Annotated in this window: 15 protein-coding genes and 5 tRNA genes; 2 read left to right on the top strand and 18 right to left on the bottom strand. The window is 35.0% G+C overall.

Annotated features, from left to right (window positions below):
- A partial coding sequence (locus tag H7350_RS15685) for a DUF11 domain-containing protein (RefSeq protein WP_204346867.1) occupies window positions 1-2,264 on the bottom strand: 2,264 nt, incomplete at its 3' end.
- A 532-nt stretch (window positions 2,265-2,796) separates the two neighbouring features.
- Here H7350_RS15685 and H7350_RS15680 point away from each other — a divergent pair.
- The gene (locus tag H7350_RS15680) at window positions 2,797-4,386 is read left to right on the top strand and encodes a peptide chain release factor 3 (protein WP_204346866.1); all 1,590 of its coding nucleotides are present in this window, start codon (window positions 2,797-2,799) and stop codon (window positions 4,384-4,386) included.
- 142 nt (window positions 4,387-4,528) lie between these two features.
- Window positions 4,529-4,756 carry a (4Fe-4S)-binding protein gene (locus H7350_RS15675; protein WP_204346865.1) on the top strand — a complete coding sequence of 76 codons (228 nt, stop codon included), beginning with the start codon at window positions 4,529-4,531 and terminating at the stop codon, window positions 4,754-4,756.
- Between the two features lie 320 nt (window positions 4,757-5,076).
- On the opposite strand, the gene H7350_RS15670 is transcribed toward H7350_RS15675, so the two are convergent.
- The 17 genes from H7350_RS15670 to H7350_RS15590 all read right to left on the bottom strand — a co-directional run bounded on the left by H7350_RS15670 (window position 5,077) and on the right by H7350_RS15590 (window position 20,129).
- Complete coding sequence (locus H7350_RS15670; RefSeq protein ID WP_204346864.1) at window positions 5,077-5,391, bottom strand: DUF3467 domain-containing protein; 315 nt, start codon at window positions 5,389-5,391, stop codon at window positions 5,077-5,079.
- A 178-nt stretch (window positions 5,392-5,569) separates the two neighbouring features.
- The gene (gene rpoC, locus H7350_RS15665) at window positions 5,570-9,871 is read right to left on the bottom strand and encodes a DNA-directed RNA polymerase subunit beta' (protein WP_204346863.1); all 4,302 of its coding nucleotides are present in this window, start codon (window positions 9,869-9,871) and stop codon (window positions 5,570-5,572) included.
- Window positions 9,872-9,945: 74 nt separating this feature from the next.
- Window positions 9,946-13,758 carry a DNA-directed RNA polymerase subunit beta gene (gene rpoB / locus H7350_RS15660; RefSeq protein WP_204346862.1) on the bottom strand — a complete coding sequence of 1,271 codons (3,813 nt, stop codon included), beginning with the start codon at window positions 13,756-13,758 and terminating at the stop codon, window positions 9,946-9,948.
- A gap of 125 nt (window positions 13,759-13,883) precedes the next feature.
- Window positions 13,884-14,258 (bottom strand): 50S ribosomal protein L7/L12, encoded by a 375-nt coding sequence (gene rplL, locus H7350_RS15655; RefSeq protein WP_204346861.1) that lies wholly within the window; start codon window positions 14,256-14,258, stop codon window positions 13,884-13,886.
- Window positions 14,259-14,317: 59 nt separating this feature from the next.
- Complete coding sequence (rplJ, locus tag H7350_RS15650; protein ID WP_204346860.1) at window positions 14,318-14,839, bottom strand: 50S ribosomal protein L10; 522 nt, start codon at window positions 14,837-14,839, stop codon at window positions 14,318-14,320.
- A 20-nt stretch (window positions 14,840-14,859) separates the two neighbouring features.
- A complete protein-coding gene (gene rplA, locus H7350_RS15645) occupies window positions 14,860-15,546 on the bottom strand; it encodes a 50S ribosomal protein L1 (protein WP_204346859.1) in 687 nt (228 codons plus the stop codon).
- Between the two features lie 11 nt (window positions 15,547-15,557).
- Window positions 15,558-15,998: a 50S ribosomal protein L11 gene (gene rplK, locus H7350_RS15640; protein WP_204346858.1), complete on the bottom strand. Its 441-nt coding sequence runs from the start codon at window positions 15,996-15,998 to the stop codon at window positions 15,558-15,560.
- Window positions 15,999-16,072: 74 nt separating this feature from the next.
- A complete protein-coding gene (gene nusG, locus H7350_RS15635) occupies window positions 16,073-16,630 on the bottom strand; it encodes a transcription termination/antitermination protein NusG (protein ID WP_204346857.1) in 558 nt (185 codons plus the stop codon).
- Between the two features lie 19 nt (window positions 16,631-16,649).
- Window positions 16,650-16,841: a preprotein translocase subunit SecE gene (gene secE / locus H7350_RS15630; protein WP_204346856.1), complete on the bottom strand. Its 192-nt coding sequence runs from the start codon at window positions 16,839-16,841 to the stop codon at window positions 16,650-16,652.
- 15 nt (window positions 16,842-16,856) lie between these two features.
- Window positions 16,857-16,929, bottom strand: a tRNA-Trp gene (locus H7350_RS15625).
- A gap of 63 nt (window positions 16,930-16,992) precedes the next feature.
- Window positions 16,993-18,180 (bottom strand): elongation factor Tu, encoded by a 1,188-nt coding sequence (gene tuf, locus H7350_RS15620; RefSeq protein ID WP_204346855.1) that lies wholly within the window; start codon window positions 18,178-18,180, stop codon window positions 16,993-16,995.
- Between the two features lie 59 nt (window positions 18,181-18,239).
- A tRNA-Thr gene (locus H7350_RS15615) sits at window positions 18,240-18,311 on the bottom strand.
- Between the two features lie 57 nt (window positions 18,312-18,368).
- A tRNA-Gly gene (locus H7350_RS15610) sits at window positions 18,369-18,441 on the bottom strand.
- Between the two features lie 156 nt (window positions 18,442-18,597).
- Window positions 18,598-18,679: transfer RNA gene (locus tag H7350_RS15605), tRNA-Tyr, on the bottom strand.
- 54 nt (window positions 18,680-18,733) lie between these two features.
- A tRNA-Thr gene (locus H7350_RS15600) sits at window positions 18,734-18,807 on the bottom strand.
- A gap of 101 nt (window positions 18,808-18,908) precedes the next feature.
- On the bottom strand, window positions 18,909-19,211 hold the full coding sequence (gene hpf, locus H7350_RS15595; protein WP_204346854.1) for a ribosome hibernation-promoting factor, HPF/YfiA family: 303 nt from the start codon (window positions 19,209-19,211) through the stop codon (window positions 18,909-18,911).
- Between the two features lie 27 nt (window positions 19,212-19,238).
- On the bottom strand, window positions 19,239-20,129 hold the full coding sequence (locus H7350_RS15590) for a tyrosine-type recombinase/integrase (RefSeq protein WP_204346853.1): 891 nt from the start codon (window positions 20,127-20,129) through the stop codon (window positions 19,239-19,241).
- Window positions 20,130-20,143 lie beyond the last annotated feature (14 nt).

Here is a 20,143-nt window from a genome sequence, read left to right as displayed (position 1 = left end):
ACAACTACATTATTCGCCGTATCTGGTCCTGCATTTGAAACTACTAAGGTGTAAGTTACTACATCACCTGTTTGATACGGACTACTATCTATTAATGTCTTACTGATCGAAACATCAGCTACTGCTGCCGCCACACCATCATTATCACCATCTGTTCCATCGTCTATATTATTGGTTGCATCTGGATCAATCTCATCGGCACTTACACTCGCTGTGTTTGTAAATGCGCCTGCTGAATCTATCGTTGCTGTTACTGTGATAGTTACATCATTAGCTGCTCCTGGTGCTATACTTCCTATTGTACATGGGAAAGTAGTACATCCTCCTCCACTTACGCCTGTGATCGTTAAGTTCGTTGGTGTATCTGTAACAACTACATTATTCGCCGTATCTGGTCCTGCATTTGAAACTACTAAGGTGTAAGTTACTACATCACCTGTTTGATACGGACTACTATCTATTAATGTCTTACTGATCGAAACATCAGCTACTGCTGATGCAACACCATCATTATCACCATCTGTTCCATCGTCTATATTATTAGTTACATCTGGGTCAATCTCATCGGCACTTACACTCGCTGTGTTTGTAAATGCGCCTGCTGAATCTATCGTTGCTGTTACTGTAATAGTTACATCATTAGCTGCTCCTGGTGCTATACTTCCTATTGTACACGGGAAAGTAGTACATCCTCCTCCACTTACGCCTGTGATCGTTAAATTCGTTGGTACATCATTTACAACAACATTATTCGCTGTGGCTGGTCCTGCATTTGAAACTACTAAGGTGTAAGTTACTACATCACCCGTTTGATACGGACTACTGTCAACTAAAGTTTTGCTAATCGAAACATCGGCATCAGAGCCTTCAACTTCAATAATAGCATTTGCTGTATCGCAAATTGTAGGATCTATATCTAAACAGATTTGGTAAGTCACCGTGTAAGTTCCGGGTGTTGTACCTGGTGGAATATTTATTGTACCATCACTGTTTATAGTAACACCTGTTAATCCACCATTATTAGTAATACTAATATTATCAGAAATATTTCCATCATTTGCAGCTACAAAATCTGCATCGTCGGTACCATTTCCGTTATCATCAAAAACACTTGCAGTTGTTCCACCTAAAGTAGCATCAATAGGTGTTCCGCTGAAATCATCGTCTTCAGCAATTATTCTATTACAAGCAGAATCATCTGAAGCATCTAAAACAGCACCTGAGGTTGCTTGAGCTAAAGAAGAGCCTACTGTATCTGTTGGTACACCTACGGCATTTACCTGTCCTTCATCATCATCAGCTAAATTATCGCTTGTCGTTAAATCTAAAGGTGTAAATCCACCAGCTGCTTCAACAGCATCAGGACACCCGTCATTATCGCTATCCGTGTCAAAATGATTAGGAATACCATCACCATCAAAATCGTAAACATCTGGAATACCATCATTATTAGCATCTGTATAATCAGTTGTGCTTCCGTCTCCAGAGTCACCGTCATCTAATATATCTAACCAGTTAGGAATATTATCGCCGTCTTCATCTCCATCAGGATCATTACCTCCAGCCTCGTTGACATCTAAAATACCATCATTATCATCATCTAAATCAACATCATCAAATATCCCATCATTATCTTCATCGGGTTGCTGAATAGCATTTAATGTCACTGATATCTGTGTAGACTCCCATGCTGTCGCATCAAATGGTGCCCCAGGAGCATCATTACCAGGTCTCAAACTTAAAACCTCTGTAGTAGCTGTAGCATAAAATCTAAAAACTGTAGTATCCCAAGAGTCTTGAGAAATACCTGCTTTGGTTTGAATAGGATTGGTGCCTACTTGATATCTAAAAGTATCATTGTATAATTGAGAATATCCAGAAGACAACCAAGTTCCAGAGAACATAGTTACTTCATATAATCTACCGACTATTAAACCTGACATATTAGTAGTTACTGTTTCTTCAGCTCCTGACGGCCCCAAATCTCGCAATGATAACCAAGATGTATGACCATTTGGCGGTAGTGGAAGAGGCTGAGCATCCCAAGTACCTACCGTTGCTGCATTAACAGAATCTGAAATATCTGGTGTTCCTCCAGCATCAGTCCATCCAGGAGGTGCACAATTAAAACAGTTTTCAGTTCCAATTGGGTCGGTAGTATTACCTGTTTGTGAAATGGTTTGCCCAAAAAAGGATTGGGACAATAGAAAAATACCAAGACATGCAATTAATTGTAGTGACGAGAATCGAGTAAAGATTTTCATATTATCTTAGGGTAAAATTATTTATATAATATCTATTTTATTCAATTATGATAATTAATAGCTTAACCTGAAAAATGAAACCTTTGTATAAAACAAAAAAAACCCATACCCATAATAATGGAGTAAAGGTTTAACATATTGGGGACATGTAAATCAAAATTATTGCTATTAATCTTATTAAAACAAAAATAATACTAATTCTATGAATTAATAAAATTTATCTAATATTTGTTTCATCGATAAAGTGTTTAAAATAATCGATAAAGCGCTAATTTAAACTATTTATTAATAAATCAAGGTAATTGACAGCATTTTTTTATGTTAAAAAGAGCCTTTAATTAATACTTTTTTAAAATTGCTATCAGACTAATACAACGATACATCTATATTTAAATAGTTGTATTATATATCATATTTGACACACCATTTATTATTTAGTCACTTTATTTATTTTACCTACGGAAAAATTATAATCAGGGTTTTTAATTTTAATTATTTAATAGAATTATATTTGCACCTACTAAAAATAACTATGAGTTTTATTAAGGAAATCAATAGGAGACGTACATTTGGAATTATCTCACATCCAGATGCTGGAAAGACTACATTAACTGAAAAATTATTACTATTTGGTGGTGCTATCCAAGAAGCTGGTGCTGTAAAAAGTAATAAAATTAAGAAAGGAGCTACCAGTGACTTCATGGAAATTGAACGTCAAAGAGGTATTTCTGTAGCAACTTCTGTTTTAGCATTTGAATACAACGGAATAAAAATAAATATTCTAGACACACCAGGTCACAAGGATTTTGCAGAAGACACGTTCAGAACTTTAACAGCTGTTGATAGTGTAATTGTTGTAATTGATGTTGCAAAAGGTGTCGAAGAGCAAACTGAAAAGCTAGTTGAAGTTTGTCGAATGCGTAACATCCCTATGATTGTTTTTATTAATAAAATGGATCGTGAAGGTAAAGACGCCTTTGATTTATTAGACGAAATTGAACAAAAGCTTGGCTTAAAAGTCGTACCGCTTAGTTTTCCTATTGGAATGGGATACGATTTTAAAGGTATTTATAATATTTGGGAAAAAAATATTAACCTGTTTAGTGGTGATAGCAGAAAAGATATTGAAGAAACCATCGAAATTAATGACCTATCCTCTTCCGAACTGGATAAATTAGTTGGAGATAAAGCAGCGCAAACACTTAGAGATGAGATTGAACTTGTTGACGGTATTTATCCTCAATTTAATAAAGAAGACTATTTAAATGGTCAATTACAACCTGTCTTTTTTGGGTCGGCCTTAAATAATTTTGGTGTAAGAGAACTTTTAGATTGCTTTGTTGATATTGCTCCAAAACCAAGAGCAAAGCATAGCGAAGAACGTTTGGTAAAACCTGACGAAAAAAAATTCACTGGGTTTGTTTTCAAAATACATGCTAATATGGATCCTAATCATAGAAACCGATTGGCTTTTATTAAAATTGTCTCTGGTGAATTTAAGCGAAATACACCTTACCTTCATGTAAGACACAATAAAAAACTCAAATTTTCTAGTCCGAATGCCTTCTTTGCAGAAAAGAAAGAGATTGTAGATATCTCTTATCCTGGAGACATAGTAGGTTTACAAGATACTGGAAATTTCAAAATTGGAGATACATTAACTGAAGGTGAAGTTTTAAATTATAAGGGAATTCCTAGTTTTTCTCCTGAGCACTTTAGATATATTAACAATGCAGACCCTTTAAAATCTAAACAATTGTATAAAGGTATCGATCAGTTAATGGATGAAGGTGTAGCACAATTATTTACTCTAGAACTTAATGGCAGAAAAGTAATTGGTACTGTAGGAGCACTACAATATGAAGTTATTCAATATCGTTTAGAGCATGAATATGGTGCAAAATGTACTTATGAAAACCTAAATGTTCATAAAGCTTGTTGGATAGAAACAGATAACCCTAAAAGCGAAGAATACAAAGAGTTTATTAGAGTAAAACAACGATTTTTGGCTAAAGATAAGCGCGGACAACTAGTATTTCTGGCTGATTCGGCGTTTTCTTTACAAATGACTCAGCAGAAATATCCAAATATTATATTTCACTTTACATCAGAATTCGACTAAATTTAACAGTGCAGTTCATCTAATATTTCAGAATAAATTTGTTTTTAATCGATGATTTTATACTTTTAAACGTTGATTAAGTTACGATAACGTTTTAGTTATCTAAATTTAAGATAGATTCAAACCCCAAAATTGATCTACAATGAAAACAAATCCTAACATTTTCAGTAATAGCGATATTACTGTTACCTACAATCCGTGTAAGTGCATAAACGCTGAGCGTTGTGCAAGAGAACTTTCCAATGTATTTAGACAATCTGTTATTCCTTGGATAGATCTTGATGGAGCTTCAACTAAGAAAATCATTAAACAAGTAAAAAAATGCCCTTCTGGCGCATTACAATTCCACGTCAATCAAGAAGTTGCTTAATGATATTTGTCTTATTGAAATTGCTATACAATTTTCTGAGAAAAAAGTATATGCAAAGAGTTAAGCTAGCTAAAGTAGCTGTTGACAGATTATAGGCTCAGACCTATCCCCTTTTCTGATGTCTAAGTAAAATTTAAAATAATTCTGACCATAACAAAATTTCATATAAAAGCCCTTGAATAATTCAAGGGCTTTTTTATTAATCTAAAATTGAATTAAGCCTGACCTGTCGGCCCAAAATTCAATGGTATTGGTGGTTGCTAATGAAAACATTTCGAGCAACCTGAACTTTATAACTTTATAAAACGATTAAAATTGAATTAAGCCTGACCTGTCGGTCCAAAATTCAATGGTATTGGTGGTTGCTCGTAATCTTTAATTTCACCATGAGCTTTTTCAAAACGATGAACATTATCACCCAAAGCTTTTAATAATCGCTTGGCATGTTGTGGTGTTAATATAATTCTGGATTTTACTTTACTTTTTGGAGTTCCAGGCATAACACTTACAAAATCAATTACGAATTCGGAAACCGAATGATTTATTATTGCCAAGTTAGAATACGTTCCTTCAGCGATTTTTTCATCCAATTCAATATTGATTCCTGGTTTTTTTGCTTTTTTTTCTTCTGCCATCGTAAACTTGTTTACGCTTCCACGAAAGTGGAAGTCTTATTAATATTTTATTTTAAAAAGTAAAAAGTCCTACTATTTCAGCAGGACTTTTTATTATTATAGAGATCCCAACCTGCGTTGGCATAAATTCGACTATCGGATTTCACGTTGCCTTAAGCTCGAGAAGTCCGAGTCTCATTTAGTTGTAATTCATCTCTTCTTTTGCCTTCATCATTTCATTGAACTCTTCCTTAGAACCTACAATGATGTTATCAAATTTTCTAACACCTGTTCCGGCTGGAATTCTATGACCGACAATTACATTCTCTTTTAAACCTTCAAGGTCATCAATCTTACCGTTTACCGCAGCTTCATTAAGAACCTTAGTTGTTTCTTGGAAGGATGCCGCAGATATAAACGATTTCGTTTGTAATGAAGCTCTTGTAATACCTTGTAAGATTGGCGTAGCTGTAGCAGGTTGCGCATCACGAGCAACTACTAATGCTTTATCTTCTCTACGTAGTATTGAGTTTTCATCTCTTAACTCTCTAGAAGTTAAGACCTGACCAGCCTTTAAGTTTTGAGAATCTCCTACTTCGGTAACCACTTTCAATCCGAAAATTTTATCATTTTCTTCAATGAAATCAGATTTATGAACCAGTTGATCTTCTAAGAAAATAGTATCACCAGAATCAATAATTCTAACTTTACGCATCATCTGTCTAACAACTACCTCAAAGTGCTTATCATTAATTTTCACCCCTTGTAAACGGTATACTTCCTGTACTTCATTTACCAAGTACTGCTGAACTGCAGCAGGTCCTTTAATATTTAAAATATCATTAGGTGTGATTGAACCATCAGATAATGGCATACCTGCTTTAACATAATCATTTTCTTGAACAAGAATCTGATTTGATAGTTTCACTAAGTATTTCTTAATCTCACCAAGTTTAGACTCGATAATGATTTCACGGTTACCTCTTTTGATTTTTCCAAAAGACACAACACCATCAATCTCACTTACTACAGCAGGATTAGAAGGGTTACGAGCTTCGAATAATTCAGTTACACGAGGTAAACCACCAGTAATATCACCAGCTTTTGCAGATTTACGAGGAATCTTAACTAAGATTTTACCAACCTTAATTTTCTCACCATCGTCAATCATAAGGTGAGCTCCTACAGGTAAATTATAAGAACGAATTGTTTCTCCTTTTGAATCTTCAATGTGTAATGTAGGAATCAATTTTTTGTTTCTCGATTCAGAAATAACTTTCTCTTGGAAACCAGTTTGTTCATCAATTTCTACTTGATATGTAACACCTTGCTCGATGTTTTCATACTTCACTTTACCAGCAAATTCTGAAATAATTACACCGTTATAAGGATCCCATTGACAAATGGTATCTCCTTTTTTCACTTTATCACCTGGTTTAACATAGATAAATGATCCGTAAGGAATATTATTTGTACTTAATGTGATACCTGTTTTAGCATCCGTTAATTTTAATTCAGAAGTACGAGAAATAACAACGTCAACTTCTTTTCCTTCATTATCAGTACTCTTAACTGTTTTAAGATCTTCGATTTCAGCAATACCATCGAATTTCACAGTTAATTTATTTTCTTCAGAAATGTTACCAGCAATACCACCTACGTGGAAAGTACGAAGCGTAAGCTGTGTACCAGGTTCACCAATAGATTGTGCTGCCACAACACCAACGGCTTCTCCTCGTTGTACCATCTTACCTGTCGCTAAATTACGACCATAACATTTAGAACAAATACCTTTTTTAGCTTCACAAGTTAAAGCCGAACGTACTTCGATAGCATCTAATGGAGATGCTTGAATACGCTTAGCGATAGCATCGTCAATATGACCACCTGCTTCAACTAATAACTCTTCAGTAATTGGATCGTAAACATCATTTAATGAGGTACGACCAACAATTCTTGCCTCGAGAGTTTCGATAACTTCTTCGTTTTTCTTTAACGGGTTAACTTCAATACCTCTTAATGTTCCACAATCTTCTGTGTAAATGATAACATCCTGAGATACATCTACTAAACGACGTGTTAAATATCCTGCATCGGCTGTTTTAAGAGCGGTATCGGCAAGACCTTTACGCGCACCGTGAGTAGAAATAAAGTATTCTAAAATTGAAAGTCCTTCTTTAAAGTTAGAAAGAATTGGATTCTCAATAATTTCTCCACCACCAGCATTAGATTTTTTAGGTTTCGCCATTAATCCACGCATACCTGTTAACTGACGGATCTGTTCTTTAGATCCACGAGCTCCAGAATCAAGCATCATAAATACCGAGTTAAATCCTTGTTGATCCTCACGGATACGTTTCATAGATAACTCTGTTAATTCAGCATTGGTAGACGTCCAGATATCAATAACTTGGTTATAACGTTCGTTATTAGTAATTAATCCCATGTTATAGTTACCCATAATACCATCAACTAAGCCATTCGCTTTGTCAATCATACTTTGTTTTTCAGCAGGAATAATAATATCACCTAAACTGAATGACAAACCACCTTGGAAGGCAAACTTATATCCTTGAGTTTTAATCTCATCTAAGAAAGCAGCCGTTTCTGGCACACTTGTCTTTTTAAGAATACCATGGATAATATCTCTTAACGATTTTTTAGTCAATACCTCATTAATGTAACCAGCTGCAGCAGGAACTTTTTCGTTGAAAAGTACACGTCCGACAGTTGTTTCAATAATTTGTGTAGTTAACTCACCTTCTTCATTAAAATCCTGAGTTCTTACTTTAATACCAGCATTTAAATCAACTTTCTTCTCATTATAAGCAATAGTAACTTCTTCAGGTGAGTAGAATGTTAGACCTTCACCTTTAACAGTATAGTCTTTATCAGACTTTCTAAGTTTGGTCATATAATACAGACCAAGTACCATATCCTGAGAAGGGACTGTTACTGGAGAACCGTTTGCCGGGTTTAAAATATTATGCGATGCTAACATCAATAACTGTGCTTCCAAAATTGCTTCTGGACCTAATGGTAAATGCACAGCCATTTGATCACCATCAAAATCGGCATTAAATGCAGTACACACTAATGGGTGTAACTGAATTGCTTTCCCTTCTATTAATTTAGGTTGGAATGCTTGAATACCTAATCTGTGTAATGTAGGCGCACGGTTTAGTAATACTGGATGTCCTTTAAGAACATTCTCTAAGATATCCCAAACCACAGGCTCTTTTCTATCTATAATTTTCTTTGCAGATTTAACCGTTTTTACAATCCCTCTTTCAATCAATTTTCTGATGATAAATGGCTTGTATAATTCGGCTGCCATATTTTTAGGCAATCCACATTCAAATAATTTTAATTCTGGTCCGACAACAATTACCGAACGCGCCGAATAATCAACACGTTTACCCAATAAGTTTTGACGGAAACGTCCTTGCTTACCTTTTAAAGAATCTGATAAAGATTTTAAAGGCCTGTTAGAATCTGTCTTTACTGCAGAAGCTTTACGTGTGTTATCAAATAATGAATCTACAGATTCTTGTAACATACGTTTTTCATTACGTAAAATAACTTCTGGAGCTTTGATTTCAACTAAACGCTTTAAACGGTTATTACGAATAATAACACGACGATAAAGATCATTTAAATCTGATGTTGCAAAACGTCCACCATCTAAAGGCACTAAAGGTCTTAATTCTGGCGGAATGATTGGAATAGCCTTCATGATCATCCATTCTGGCTTATTCTCTCTATTGGCATTAGAATCTCTAAACGCTTCAACAACTTGTAAACGTTTTAAGGCTTCTGTTTTACGTTGTTTAGAGGTTTCTGTATTTGCTTTATGACGTAACTCAAATGACAATTCGTTTAAATCGATTCTCGATAACAATTCGATTAAACATTCAGCTCCCATTTTAGCAATAAACTTATTTGGGTCTGTATCATCTAAATGTCTGTTTTCTTGAGGAAGAGACTCCATAATATTAAGGTACTCTTCTTCAGTTAAGAAATCCATTTTTTGTAATGGTTCTCCTTCTGCATTTTTAGCCTCACCTGGTTGAATGACGACATAGCGTTCGTAATAGATAATCATATCTAAACGCTTAGATGGTAAACCAAGTAAGTATCCAATTTTGTTAGGTAATGAACGGAAATACCAGATATGAGCAACAGGCACAACAAGGTTGATGTGTCCTACGCGATCACGACGTACTTTCTTTTCAGTTACTTCTACACCACAACGGTCACAAACGATTCCTTTGTAGCGAATTCTTTTATATTTACCACAAGCACATTCAAAATCCTTTACAGGACCAAAAATACGCTCACAGAATAAACCGTCACGTTCAGGTTTATGTGTTCGATAATTAATAGTTTCTGGTTTTAATACTTCACCACGAGATGCTGCTAAAACAGATTCAGGTGATGCTAAACCAATTGAGATTTTATTAAATCTCTGTACTGTATTCTTATCTTGTCTTCTTGCCATTTCTTTATAGTATTCAGTAATCAGTATTCAGTTGACAGTTTTGACTGCTAACTGAATACTGTAAACTGTTTTAATTATTCTTCTAATCTAATATCTAATCCTAATCCTTTCAATTCGTGCATTAATACGTTGAAAGATTCAGGTAGTCCTGGTTCTGGCATTGGCTCTCCTTTTACGATTGCTTCGTAAGTTTTAGCTCTACCTATTACATCATCAGATTTTACTGTTAAGATTTCACGTAATGTTGCTGAAGCTCCATAAGCCTCAAGTGCCCAAACTTCCATCTCTCCAAAACGCTGACCACCAAATTGTGCTTTACCACCTAATGGTTGTTGCGTAATTAATGAGTATGGACCAATTGAACGAGCGTGCATCTTATCGTCAATCATGTGACCTAACTTAATCATATAAATCACACCTACTGTTGCTGGTTGATCAAAACGATCTCCTGTTCCACCATCATATAAGTATGTATGACCAAATCTTGGTACGCCTGCTTCATCTGTAAACGCGTTGATTTGATCTAGAGTTGCACCATCAAAAATAGGTGTCGCATATGTACGCCCTAATTTTTGTCCAGCCCAACCAAGAACCGTTTCATAAATCTGCCCAATGTTCATACGAGATGGTACACCAAGTGGATTTAATACAATATCAACAGGCGTTCCATCTTCTAAGAATGGCATATCCTCTTGACGAACGATACGAGCAACGATACCTTTATTTCCGTGACGTCCTGCCATTTTATCACCAACTTTTAATTTACGTTTCTTAGCAACATAAACTTTAGCTAATTTGATAATACCTGCTGGTAATTCATCACCTACCGAAATGGTAAACTTCTCGCGACGTAATGATCCTTGTAAATCATTTTCTTTAATCTTGTAGTTGTGAATTAAATCAGCAACTAAGCTATTTAAATGATCATCGGTTGTCCAAGTTCCAGACGTTAAATGCGTATAATCATCAACAGCATTCAACATCTTAAGTGTATACTTTTTCCCTTTAGGGATAATTTCTTCACCTAAGTCGTTATAGATTCCCTGAGCAGTTTTACCATTTACAAGAGCAAATAATTTTTCAACTAATACAGCTTGCAAATCGTCGAATTTCTTATAATAGATATTCTCTAATGCTTCTATGTCTTCTTTATCTTTCGCTCTTTTACGTTTATCTTTAATAGCTCTTGAGAATAATTTTTTCTCAATAACTACACCATGTAATGAAGGTGATGCTTTTAAAGACGCATCTTTTACATCTCCTGCTTTATCACCAAAGATGGCACGTAATAATTTTTCTTCAGGTGTTGGATCAGATTCTCCTTTAGGTGTGATTTTACCGATAAGGATATCACCTGGTTTAATCTCTGCTCCAATACGAATCATACCATTTTCATCAAGGTCTTTTGTAGCCTCTTCTGAAACGTTAGGAATATCATTAGTTAATTCTTCATTACCTAATTTGGTGTCTCTAACTTCTAATGAATATTCATCGATATGAATCGATGTAAAGATATCGTCGCGTACTACTTTTTCTGAAATTACAATCGCATCCTCAAAGTTGTAACCTTTCCATGGCATAAATGCTACTTTCATGTTACGACCTAATGCTAATTCTCCATTTTCAGTAGCATAACCCTGACAAAGTACTTGTCCTTTTTTCACCTTATCACCTTTCTCTACGATTGGCTTTAAGTTAATAGACGTTCCTTGGTTTGTTTTTCTGAATTTTACTAAAGGATATGTTTTGGTATCACTATCAAAACTCACCATAGCAGCTTCTTCAGAGCGTTCATATTTTATTGTGATTTCGTTAGCATCAACATACTCTACTGTTCCATCACCTTCTGCATTAATTAATACTCTAGAATCTGAAGCCACTTGACGTTCAAGACCTGTTCCTACAATTGGTGCTTGCGGACGTAATAATGGTACTGCCTGACGCATCATGTTAGATCCCATTAATGCACGGTTGGCATCATCATGCTCTAAGAACGGAATCAATGAAGCCGAAATAGATGCAATTTGGTTTGGCGCAACATCAGTATAATTTACATTTGCTGGATCAATCACTGGGAAATCACCTTCCTGACGTGCAATAATCTTATCTTCTAAAATTTTACCAGTATCATCAACACGAATATTTGCCTGTGCAATTAGCATGTCTTCTTCTTCCTCTGCACTCAAATAAGTTGGAGCATTTTTAATGTCAACAACTCCATTATCAGATTTTCTGTAAGGTGTTTCAATGAATCCCATTGAATTCACTTTAGCATATACAGATAACGATGAAATAAGTCCAATGTTTGGTCCTTCAGGAGTTTCAATAGGGCATAATCTTCCGTAGTGTGTATAGTGAACATCACGAACCTCAAAACCAGCTCTTTCTCTAGATAGACCTCCAGGTCCTAAAGCTGATAAACGACGTTTGTGTGTAATCTCTGCCAATGGATTGGTTTGATCCATAAACTGAGATAACTGATTGGTTCCGAAGAACGAATTAATAACAGACGATAAGGTCTTTGCGTTAATTAAATCAATCGGCGTAAATACTTCGTTATCACGAACATTCATACGCTCACGAATGGTACGAGCCATACGTGCTAAACCAACACCAAACTGTGAAGACAATTGCTCACCCACTGTACGCACACGACGGTTAGATAAGTGATCAATATCATCAATCTCTGCCTTAGAGTTGATTAATTCGATTAAGTATTTAATGATTGTTATAATATCTTCTTTGGTAAGTACTTGCTTATCCATTCCGATATCTAACTGTAATTTTTTGTTCATTCTGTAACGACCTACTTCACCTAAAGAGTAACGTTGGTCTGAGAAGAATAATTTGTCAATAATACCACGTGCTGTTTCCTCATCTGGCGGCTCAGCATTACGTAATTGACGGTAGATATGTTCAACAGCTTCTTTTTCAGAGTTTGTTGGATCTTTTTGTAATGTATTGTGAATAATTGCGTAATCTCCTTGTTGCGACGTTTCTTTGTGCAATAAAATGGTTTTCACACCAGCTTCAAGGATTTCTTCAATATTATCTTTGTCTATAACTGTGTCACGATCTAATACAATTTCGTTACGCTCGATAGAAACAACTTCACCAGTATCTTCATCAACAAAATCTTCATGCCATGTATTTAATACACGAGCAGCTAACTTACGATCGATTACTTTTTTAAGTCCAGATTTTGACACTTTTACTTCTTCCGCAAGGTCAAAAATCTCTAAAATATCTTTATCACGTTCGAAACCGATAGCTCTAAATAAAGTAGTAACTGGTAACTTTTTCTTTCTATCAATATAAGCGTACATCACTTGATTGATGTCGGTTGCGAATTCTATCCAAGAGCCTTTAAAAGGAATAACTCTTGCAGAGTATAATTTAGTTCCATTAGCATGGAATGACTGGCTAAAGAATACACCTGGAGATCTGTGTAATTGTGATACAACAACACGTTCTGCACCATTGATACAGAATGTTCCGCTAGGAGTCATGTAAGGGATCGTACCTAAGTATACGTCTTGAACAATCGTTTCAAAGTCTTCATGTTCTGGATCTGTACAATACAGTTTTAAACGTGCTTTAAGTGGCACACTGTATGTAAGTCCTCTTTCGATACATTCTTCAATTGTATATCTAGGAGGATCAATAAAATAATCCAAAAATTCTAATACGAATTGGTTACGAGTATCTGTAATTGGAAAGTTTTCCATGAAGGTATTGTATAGACCTTCATTTCCTCTTTCTTCTGATTTTGTCTCTAACTGGAAAAAATCCTGGAAGGATTTAATTTGAATATCCAAGAAATCTGGATATTCAGTTCTGTTTACTATGGAAGAGAAATTTAATCTTTCAGCTGTATTTGCTAACATCGATGAACGAGATTTTGATTAAAAAAATAACTAGTTTTTTTGTGTACCTTTTTTATACACAAAAGGGTTTAGGTCATTCCGAGTATTTCGGAAGACCTAAACCATAATTTGTAGGTTTGTTAAGCTTACTTAAGCTCAACCTCTGCTCCTGCTTCTTCTAACTGAGATTTTAGAGCTTCTGCTTCGTCTTTAGCAACACCTTCTTTGATAGCACTTGGTGCTTCATCAACTAAACCTTTTGCTTCTTTTAATCCTAAACCAGTTAATTCTTTAACTAATTTTACAACAGCTAATTTAGAACCACCTGCTGCTTTAAGGATTACGTCGAATTCTGATTTTTCTTCAGCAGCTTCTCCGCCACCTGCTCCACCTGCTGCTACTGCTACTGCTGCTGCTGCTGGTTCGATACCATATTCGTCTTTTAATATTGTAGCTAATTCATTAACTTCTTTTACTGTTAAATTAACTAATTGTTCTGCGAAATCTTTTAAATCTGCCATTTTCTATCGTTTTAATAATTTTAATAAAATATAATTTGTTTAAGTGCGTACTTATTTGATTATCCTTCTTTTTCGGATAAAGTTTTGATGATACCTGCTATAGTTCCACCACCTGATTTAAGTGCTGAAATAACATTCTTAGCTGGTGATTGTAGTAATCCAACGATTTCTCCAATCAATTCTTCTTTAGACTTGATATCTACTAACATGTCTAATTGATCATCTCCAATGTAAACAGCCTCTTCAATAAAAGCTCCTTTAAGCAAAGGCTTATCAGATTTTTTACGGAAATTTTTAATGACTTTAGCTGGAGCGTTACCAGTTTCAGAATACATTACAGAGGTATTACCTTTTAAAACTGTTGGAAGGTCTCCGAAATCTCTATCAGAAGCTTCCATAGCTTTAGTTAATAATGTATTTTTTACTACGTTTAATTGTACGTTTGCTTTGTAACAAGCACGACGTAAATCTGAAGTGTTACCTGCATTTAATCCAGAAATATCTGCTAAATAGATATTTGTATTGTCTGCTAACTGAGCAGTTAACTCTTCAATTACTTGTGATTTTTCTTCTCTTGTCATAATAATAAAGATTTAACTACTTATGCAAATTTAACATCAATTGCAATACTTGGGCTCATTGTACTAGACATGAAAATACTTTTCATGTAAACCCCTTTTGCAGCAGTTGGTTTTAACTTATTTAAAGTGGTTAACAATTCCATTGCATTGTCCTTTAATTTATCAGCACTAAATGATGCTTTACCTATTGGAGCATGTACAATTCCTGTTTTATCAACTTTAAAATCGATTTTACCAGCTTTAACTTCAGATACTGCTTTAGCAACATCCATAGTAACTGTTCCTGTCTTTGGATTTGGCATTAGACCTCTAGGACCTAACACTCTACCTAATGGACCTAATTTACCCATGATAGCTGGCATAGTAACGATAACGTCAACATCTGTCCAACCACCTTTGATTTTCTCTAGGTATTCATCTAATCCTACATAATCAGCTCCTGCTGCTTTAGCTTCCTCTTCTTTATCTGGAGTAACTAAGGCTAGAACTTTCATATCTTTACCTGTACCATGCGGAAGCGACACAACGCCTCTTACCATTTGATTTGCTTTACGTGGATCAACTCCAAGTCTTACAGCTAAATCAACAGATGCATCAAACTTTGTATAGGTAATCTCTTTTAATAATGCTGAAGCTTCTTCAAGAGAATATAATTTATTCTTCTCTACTTTAGCTCTTGCTTCTTTTTGTTTTCTTGTAATTGCCATTTCAAAAATTTTTAGTTAGGTGCTTCACCACCTTTAACTGTGATTCCCATTGATCTTGCAGTTCCTGCAACCATCTTCATTGCAGAGTTTACACTAAATGCATTTAAATCTTGCATTTTGTCTTCTGCGATAGCTTTCACTTGATCCCAAGTTACTTTTGCTACTTTTTTTCTGTTCGGTTCACCAGATCCTTTTTTTACTTTGGCCGCTTCCAATAATTGTACCGCAGCTGGAGGAGTTTTAATAACGAAGTCGAAAGACTTGTCTTTGTAAACTGAAATTACAACTGGAAGAACTTTACCAGGCTTATCCTGTGTTCTAGCGTTGAATTGTTTACAAAATTCCATGATATTAACTCCAGCAGCTCCTAAAGCGGGTCCAACCGGTGGCGACGGATTCGCAGCACCTCCCCGAACTTGTAATTTAACTACTTTACCTAATTCTTTTGCCATTTTAAAAATTTTAGTTTTGTATATCTTTTAATGTGGAAGCAAAAAAGACATACTATCTATATATGTAACAATTATTATACTTTTTCAACTTGCATATAACTTAGTTCTAATGGTGTTTTTCTTCCGAAAATTTTAACCATTACTTCTAGTTTACGCTTTTCTTCATTTATTTTTTCAATCGTTCCATCAAAACCATTAAACGGACCGTCGATAACTTTTACAGTTTCGCCAATAGTATATGGAATTGCTACATTAGCATCAGCATCAACAGCTAATTCATCAACTTTTCCTAACATTCTATTAACCTCAGACTGTCTTAATGGTACAGGATCTCCTCCTTTTGTTTCTCCTAAAAATCCAATCACATTAGTAATCGATTTTATGATATGAGGAATTTCACCACTTAAATTAGCCTGAATCATAATATAACCTGGAAAGTAAACACGTTCTTTGTTTATCTTTTTTCCATTACGAATCTGGATAACTTTTTCTGTTGGAACCAATACTTGATCAACATAATCTTCTAAACCTAATCTAGAAATTTCATTCTCTATATAGGCTTTGATTTTGTTTTCTTGACCACTTACTGCTCTAACAACGTACCACTTTTTATTTACATTAGTCTCAGACATTCTCTCTAGTTATTTTTAGTTAAATTAATTCAAAATAAGCTTTAATTACTTTACTAAAAACAGTATCAACGCCCCAAATAGCTAATGAGAATATGATTGAAAATACAGCTACTAACACAGTTAAACTTTGAGCCTCTGCCCAAGTTGGCCATGAGACATTGTTTTTTAACTCGTCAAAAGATTCTTTTATATAATTAACTATTCCTGCCATTTGATTTTGTATTTGCACGGGTTGAGAGACTCGAACTCCCGACACCTGGTTTTGGAGACCAGTGCTCTACCAACTGAGCTAAACCCGTAAATATAAATCAAGGCGTTCCGACAAATCGGAACACCTTAATTAATATTTATTTATTAAATATTTAGTCTAAAATTTCAGTAACCTGACCTGCACCTACTGTTCTACCACCTTCACGGATTGCGAAACGTAAACCAACGTTCATTGCAATTGGTTGAATTAATTCAACAGTGATTGTAAGGTTATCTCCAGGCATTACCATTTCAACTCCATCAGGAAGCGCAATGTTTCCAGTTACGTCAGTTGTACGTACGTAGAACTGTGGACGGTAGTTATTGTGGAATGGAGTGTGACGTCCACCTTCTTCTTTTTTCAAGATATAAACCTCAGCTTTAAATTTAGCGTGTGGTGTTACAGATCCTGGCTTAGTAATTACCATACCTCTTGAGATTTGAGTTTTCTCAATACCTCTTAATAAGATACCTGCATTATCTCCAGCCTCACCTCTATCAAGGATTTGACGGAACATTTCAATACCAGTAATTGTAGATGTTAATTTCTCAGCACCCATACCAATGATCTCAACTGGATCACCTGTGTTAGCAACACCAGTTTCGATACGACCTGTAGCAACAGTTCCACGACCAGTAATTGAGAATACATCTTCAATAGGCATTAAGAAAGGCTTGTCCATATCACGAACTGGCTCTTCGATCCAGTTATCAACAGCTTCCATTAATTCCATAACTGTATCAACCCACTTTTGCTCACCGTTAAGTGCACCTAAAGCAGATCCAGCAATTACAGGACCATTATCTCCATCATACTCATAGAAAGATAATAAATCTCTGATTTCCATCTCTACTAATTCTAATAACTCATCATCATCAACCATATCCACTTTATTCATGAATACAACGATACGAGGAATTCCTACCTGACGTCCTAAAAGGATGTGCTCACGAGTTTGTGGCATTGGACCATCAGTAGCAGCTACAACTAAAATAGCACCATCCATCTGAGCAGCACCAGTAACCATGTTCTTTACGTAATCGGCGTGACCTGGACAGTCAACGTGAGCGTAGTGACGATTTGCTGTTTGATACTCTACGTGTGATGTATTAATTGTAATACCTCTTTCTTTTTCTTCAGGAGCATTATCGATAGTATCGAAATCTCTTGCTTCAGATAAACCTGCATCAGCTAATACTTTAGTAATAGCAGCAGTTAAAGTTGTTTTACCGTGATCTACGTGTCCAATAGTACCAATATTAAGGTGTGGTTTTGAACGATCGAAAGTTGCCTTTGCCATGTTTAATTTATTTAATCTTAATTTATATTAGTGTTCAATTTAATTTTCAATTCAAAAAGAGCCAATGACGAGATTTGAACTCGTGACCTCTTCCTTACCAAGGAAACGCTCTACCCCTGAGCTACACCGGCGTAAAGTGTTTATTCCCTCATTACTTAATGAGATTCCTGCCTTCGCAGGAATTTTAGAGCGAGAGACCGGGTTCGAACCGGCGACATTCAGCTTGGAAGGCTGACGCTCTACCAACTGAGCTACTCTCGCATTTTATAACCATTTTACTAGTTAAGGGTTTCAATATTTCAATTTGGACAACCTCGCTTTACTCAGTAATCCTGGATTGGTAACCCAATCCAAAGAATTTTAAAACGTAGCTTTACAAAAGCAAGCTTTTGATAACTTCTTATTTAAAATTCTTAGTGGGGAGAGCAGGATTCGAACCTGCGAAGACGTAGTCAGCAGATTTACAGTCTGCCCTCGTTGGCCGCTTGAGTATCTCCCCAATTTTAAAGAACAAATGCTAAACTAACCACAGTTAATTTTAGACTTTTTTTAGAGCCGATGGAGGGACTCGAACCCACGACCTGCTGATTACAAATCAGCTGCTCTAGCCAGCTGAGCTACATCGGCTTTTCTATAACTTTTTCGCTATAAAAAAAGCCCGCTATTTCTAACGGACTGCAAATGTAAAGATTTATTTATTTATTCAAAACATTTTTTGAAAAATTTTATCACATATGTGCTCTTAATTTTTCTTTTCGGCGTTTTAGCTGTCTTTCTAATGAGGAAACAGCCATATCTGTTCCTTCTTCAAATGTTTTACATTGCTTTTTCACAACAAAGCTATCTCCTGGAACTTTTACTCGCGCTTCAAATATTTTATTTGCTTTATCACTTGTGTTTTCAACTTTTAAATATACATCAGATTGTATGACTTTATCATAAAACATATCTAATTTGTCCATTCGTCTTTGGATAAAATCTATTAATTTTTTATCCGCGTTAAAATTTACAGATTGCGTGTTTACCTTCATAATCATTCGTTTATTAGTTAGACAATATTATTTTTTACTTCTTGGATGTGTATTTAAATATACTTTTTTTAATTCGGCTATACTATTATGTGTATAGACTTGGGTTGCTGCCAAACTTGAATGTCCAAGAAGTTCTTTAACAGCATTTAGGTTTGCACCTTGATTAAGTAAATGAGTCGCAAATGAGTGCCTTAATATATGCGGACTCCTTTTTACTTTCGTTGATACCTTACTAAAGTAGTCATTTATAATTCTGTAAACAAGAGTTTCATAAATTTTAACCCCTTTTTGTGTTAAAAATAAATGCTGATGATCTACTATTGTTTCTAATGTATTTCTTTCAACTAAGTAAGTCTCAATTGTTTGAACGACGGTATCAATTAACGGTATGTAGCGTTCCTTATTTCGTTTGCCTAAAACTTTTAACGTTTTATTAGCGATATCCAAATCAGATAGTTTAAGCTGTACCAATTCGATACGACGTATTCCTGTTGCATAAAACAATTCGACAATCAATTTATTTCGCAGTCCTTCAAAACCTTTTGTGGCATTTAACTCTTTAAGTACAGCCTCCATTTCAGCTTCAGAAAATGGCACTTGAACTTTTTTACTAACTTTTAAAGCTTTGTGTTTTAAAAGAGGGTTAACTTCTATCGTTTTTGTTTTTAGCAGAAATTTATAATAGGTATTTAAGGATGATACCTTTCTATTGATACTTCGATTAGAAATACCACTTTCTACCAAACTAACAATCCAGTATCTTATTTGCTGGTAGTTCACATTACTTATTGTCGGAATATCAAATTCTGATGCTATAAAACATTCAAATGCTTCTAAGTCATTCAAATATGCTTTAAGCGTTAGCTTAGAGTAGTTTTTTTCTAATAATAGATAATCTGAAAATGCCTTAAAAGTCATGGGTTTAATTTTTC

It is taken from the genome of Psychroserpens algicola (assembly GCF_014526325.1).
Lineage (GTDB): Bacteria > Bacteroidota > Bacteroidia > Flavobacteriales > Flavobacteriaceae > Psychroserpens > Psychroserpens algicola.
This window is presented reverse-complemented; position numbering and strand designations above follow the sequence as displayed.

Excerpts from the sequence above, each read along its gene's own strand:
- rplK (WP_204346858.1), bottom strand. The coding sequence starts at position 15,998 with ATGGCAAAAGAATTAGGTAAAGTAGTTAAATTACAAGTTCGGGGAGGT.
- secE (WP_204346856.1), bottom strand. The coding sequence starts at position 16,841 with ATGGCAGGAATAGTTAATTATATAAAAGAATCTTTTGACGAGTTAAAA.
- rpoB (WP_204346862.1), bottom strand. The coding sequence starts at position 13,758 with ATGTTAGCAAATACAGCTGAAAGATTAAATTTCTCTTCCATAGTAAAC.
- H7350_RS15680 (WP_204346866.1), top strand. The coding sequence starts at position 2,797 with ATGAGTTTTATTAAGGAAATCAATAGGAGACGTACATTTGGAATTATC.
- H7350_RS15590 (WP_204346853.1), bottom strand. The coding sequence starts at position 20,129 with ATGACTTTTAAGGCATTTTCAGATTATCTATTATTAGAAAAAAACTAC.
- rplL (WP_204346861.1), bottom strand. The coding sequence starts at position 14,258 with ATGGCAGATTTAAAAGATTTCGCAGAACAATTAGTTAATTTAACAGTA.
- rpoC (WP_204346863.1), bottom strand. The coding sequence starts at position 9,871 with ATGGCAAGAAGACAAGATAAGAATACAGTACAGAGATTTAATAAAATC.
- tuf (WP_204346855.1), bottom strand. The coding sequence starts at position 18,180 with ATGGCAAAGGCAACTTTCGATCGTTCAAAACCACACCTTAATATTGGT.
- H7350_RS15670 (WP_204346864.1), bottom strand. The coding sequence starts at position 5,391 with ATGGCAGAAGAAAAAAAAGCAAAAAAACCAGGAATCAATATTGAATTG.
- rplJ (WP_204346860.1), bottom strand. The coding sequence starts at position 14,839 with ATGACAAGAGAAGAAAAATCACAAGTAATTGAAGAGTTAACTGCTCAG.
- hpf (WP_204346854.1), bottom strand. The coding sequence starts at position 19,211 with ATGAAGGTAAACACGCAATCTGTAAATTTTAACGCGGATAAAAAATTA.
- nusG (WP_204346857.1), bottom strand. The coding sequence starts at position 16,630 with ATGTCTGAGACTAATGTAAATAAAAAGTGGTACGTTGTTAGAGCAGTA.
- H7350_RS15675 (WP_204346865.1), top strand. The coding sequence starts at position 4,529 with ATGAAAACAAATCCTAACATTTTCAGTAATAGCGATATTACTGTTACC.
- rplA (WP_204346859.1), bottom strand. The coding sequence starts at position 15,546 with ATGGCAATTACAAGAAAACAAAAAGAAGCAAGAGCTAAAGTAGAGAAG.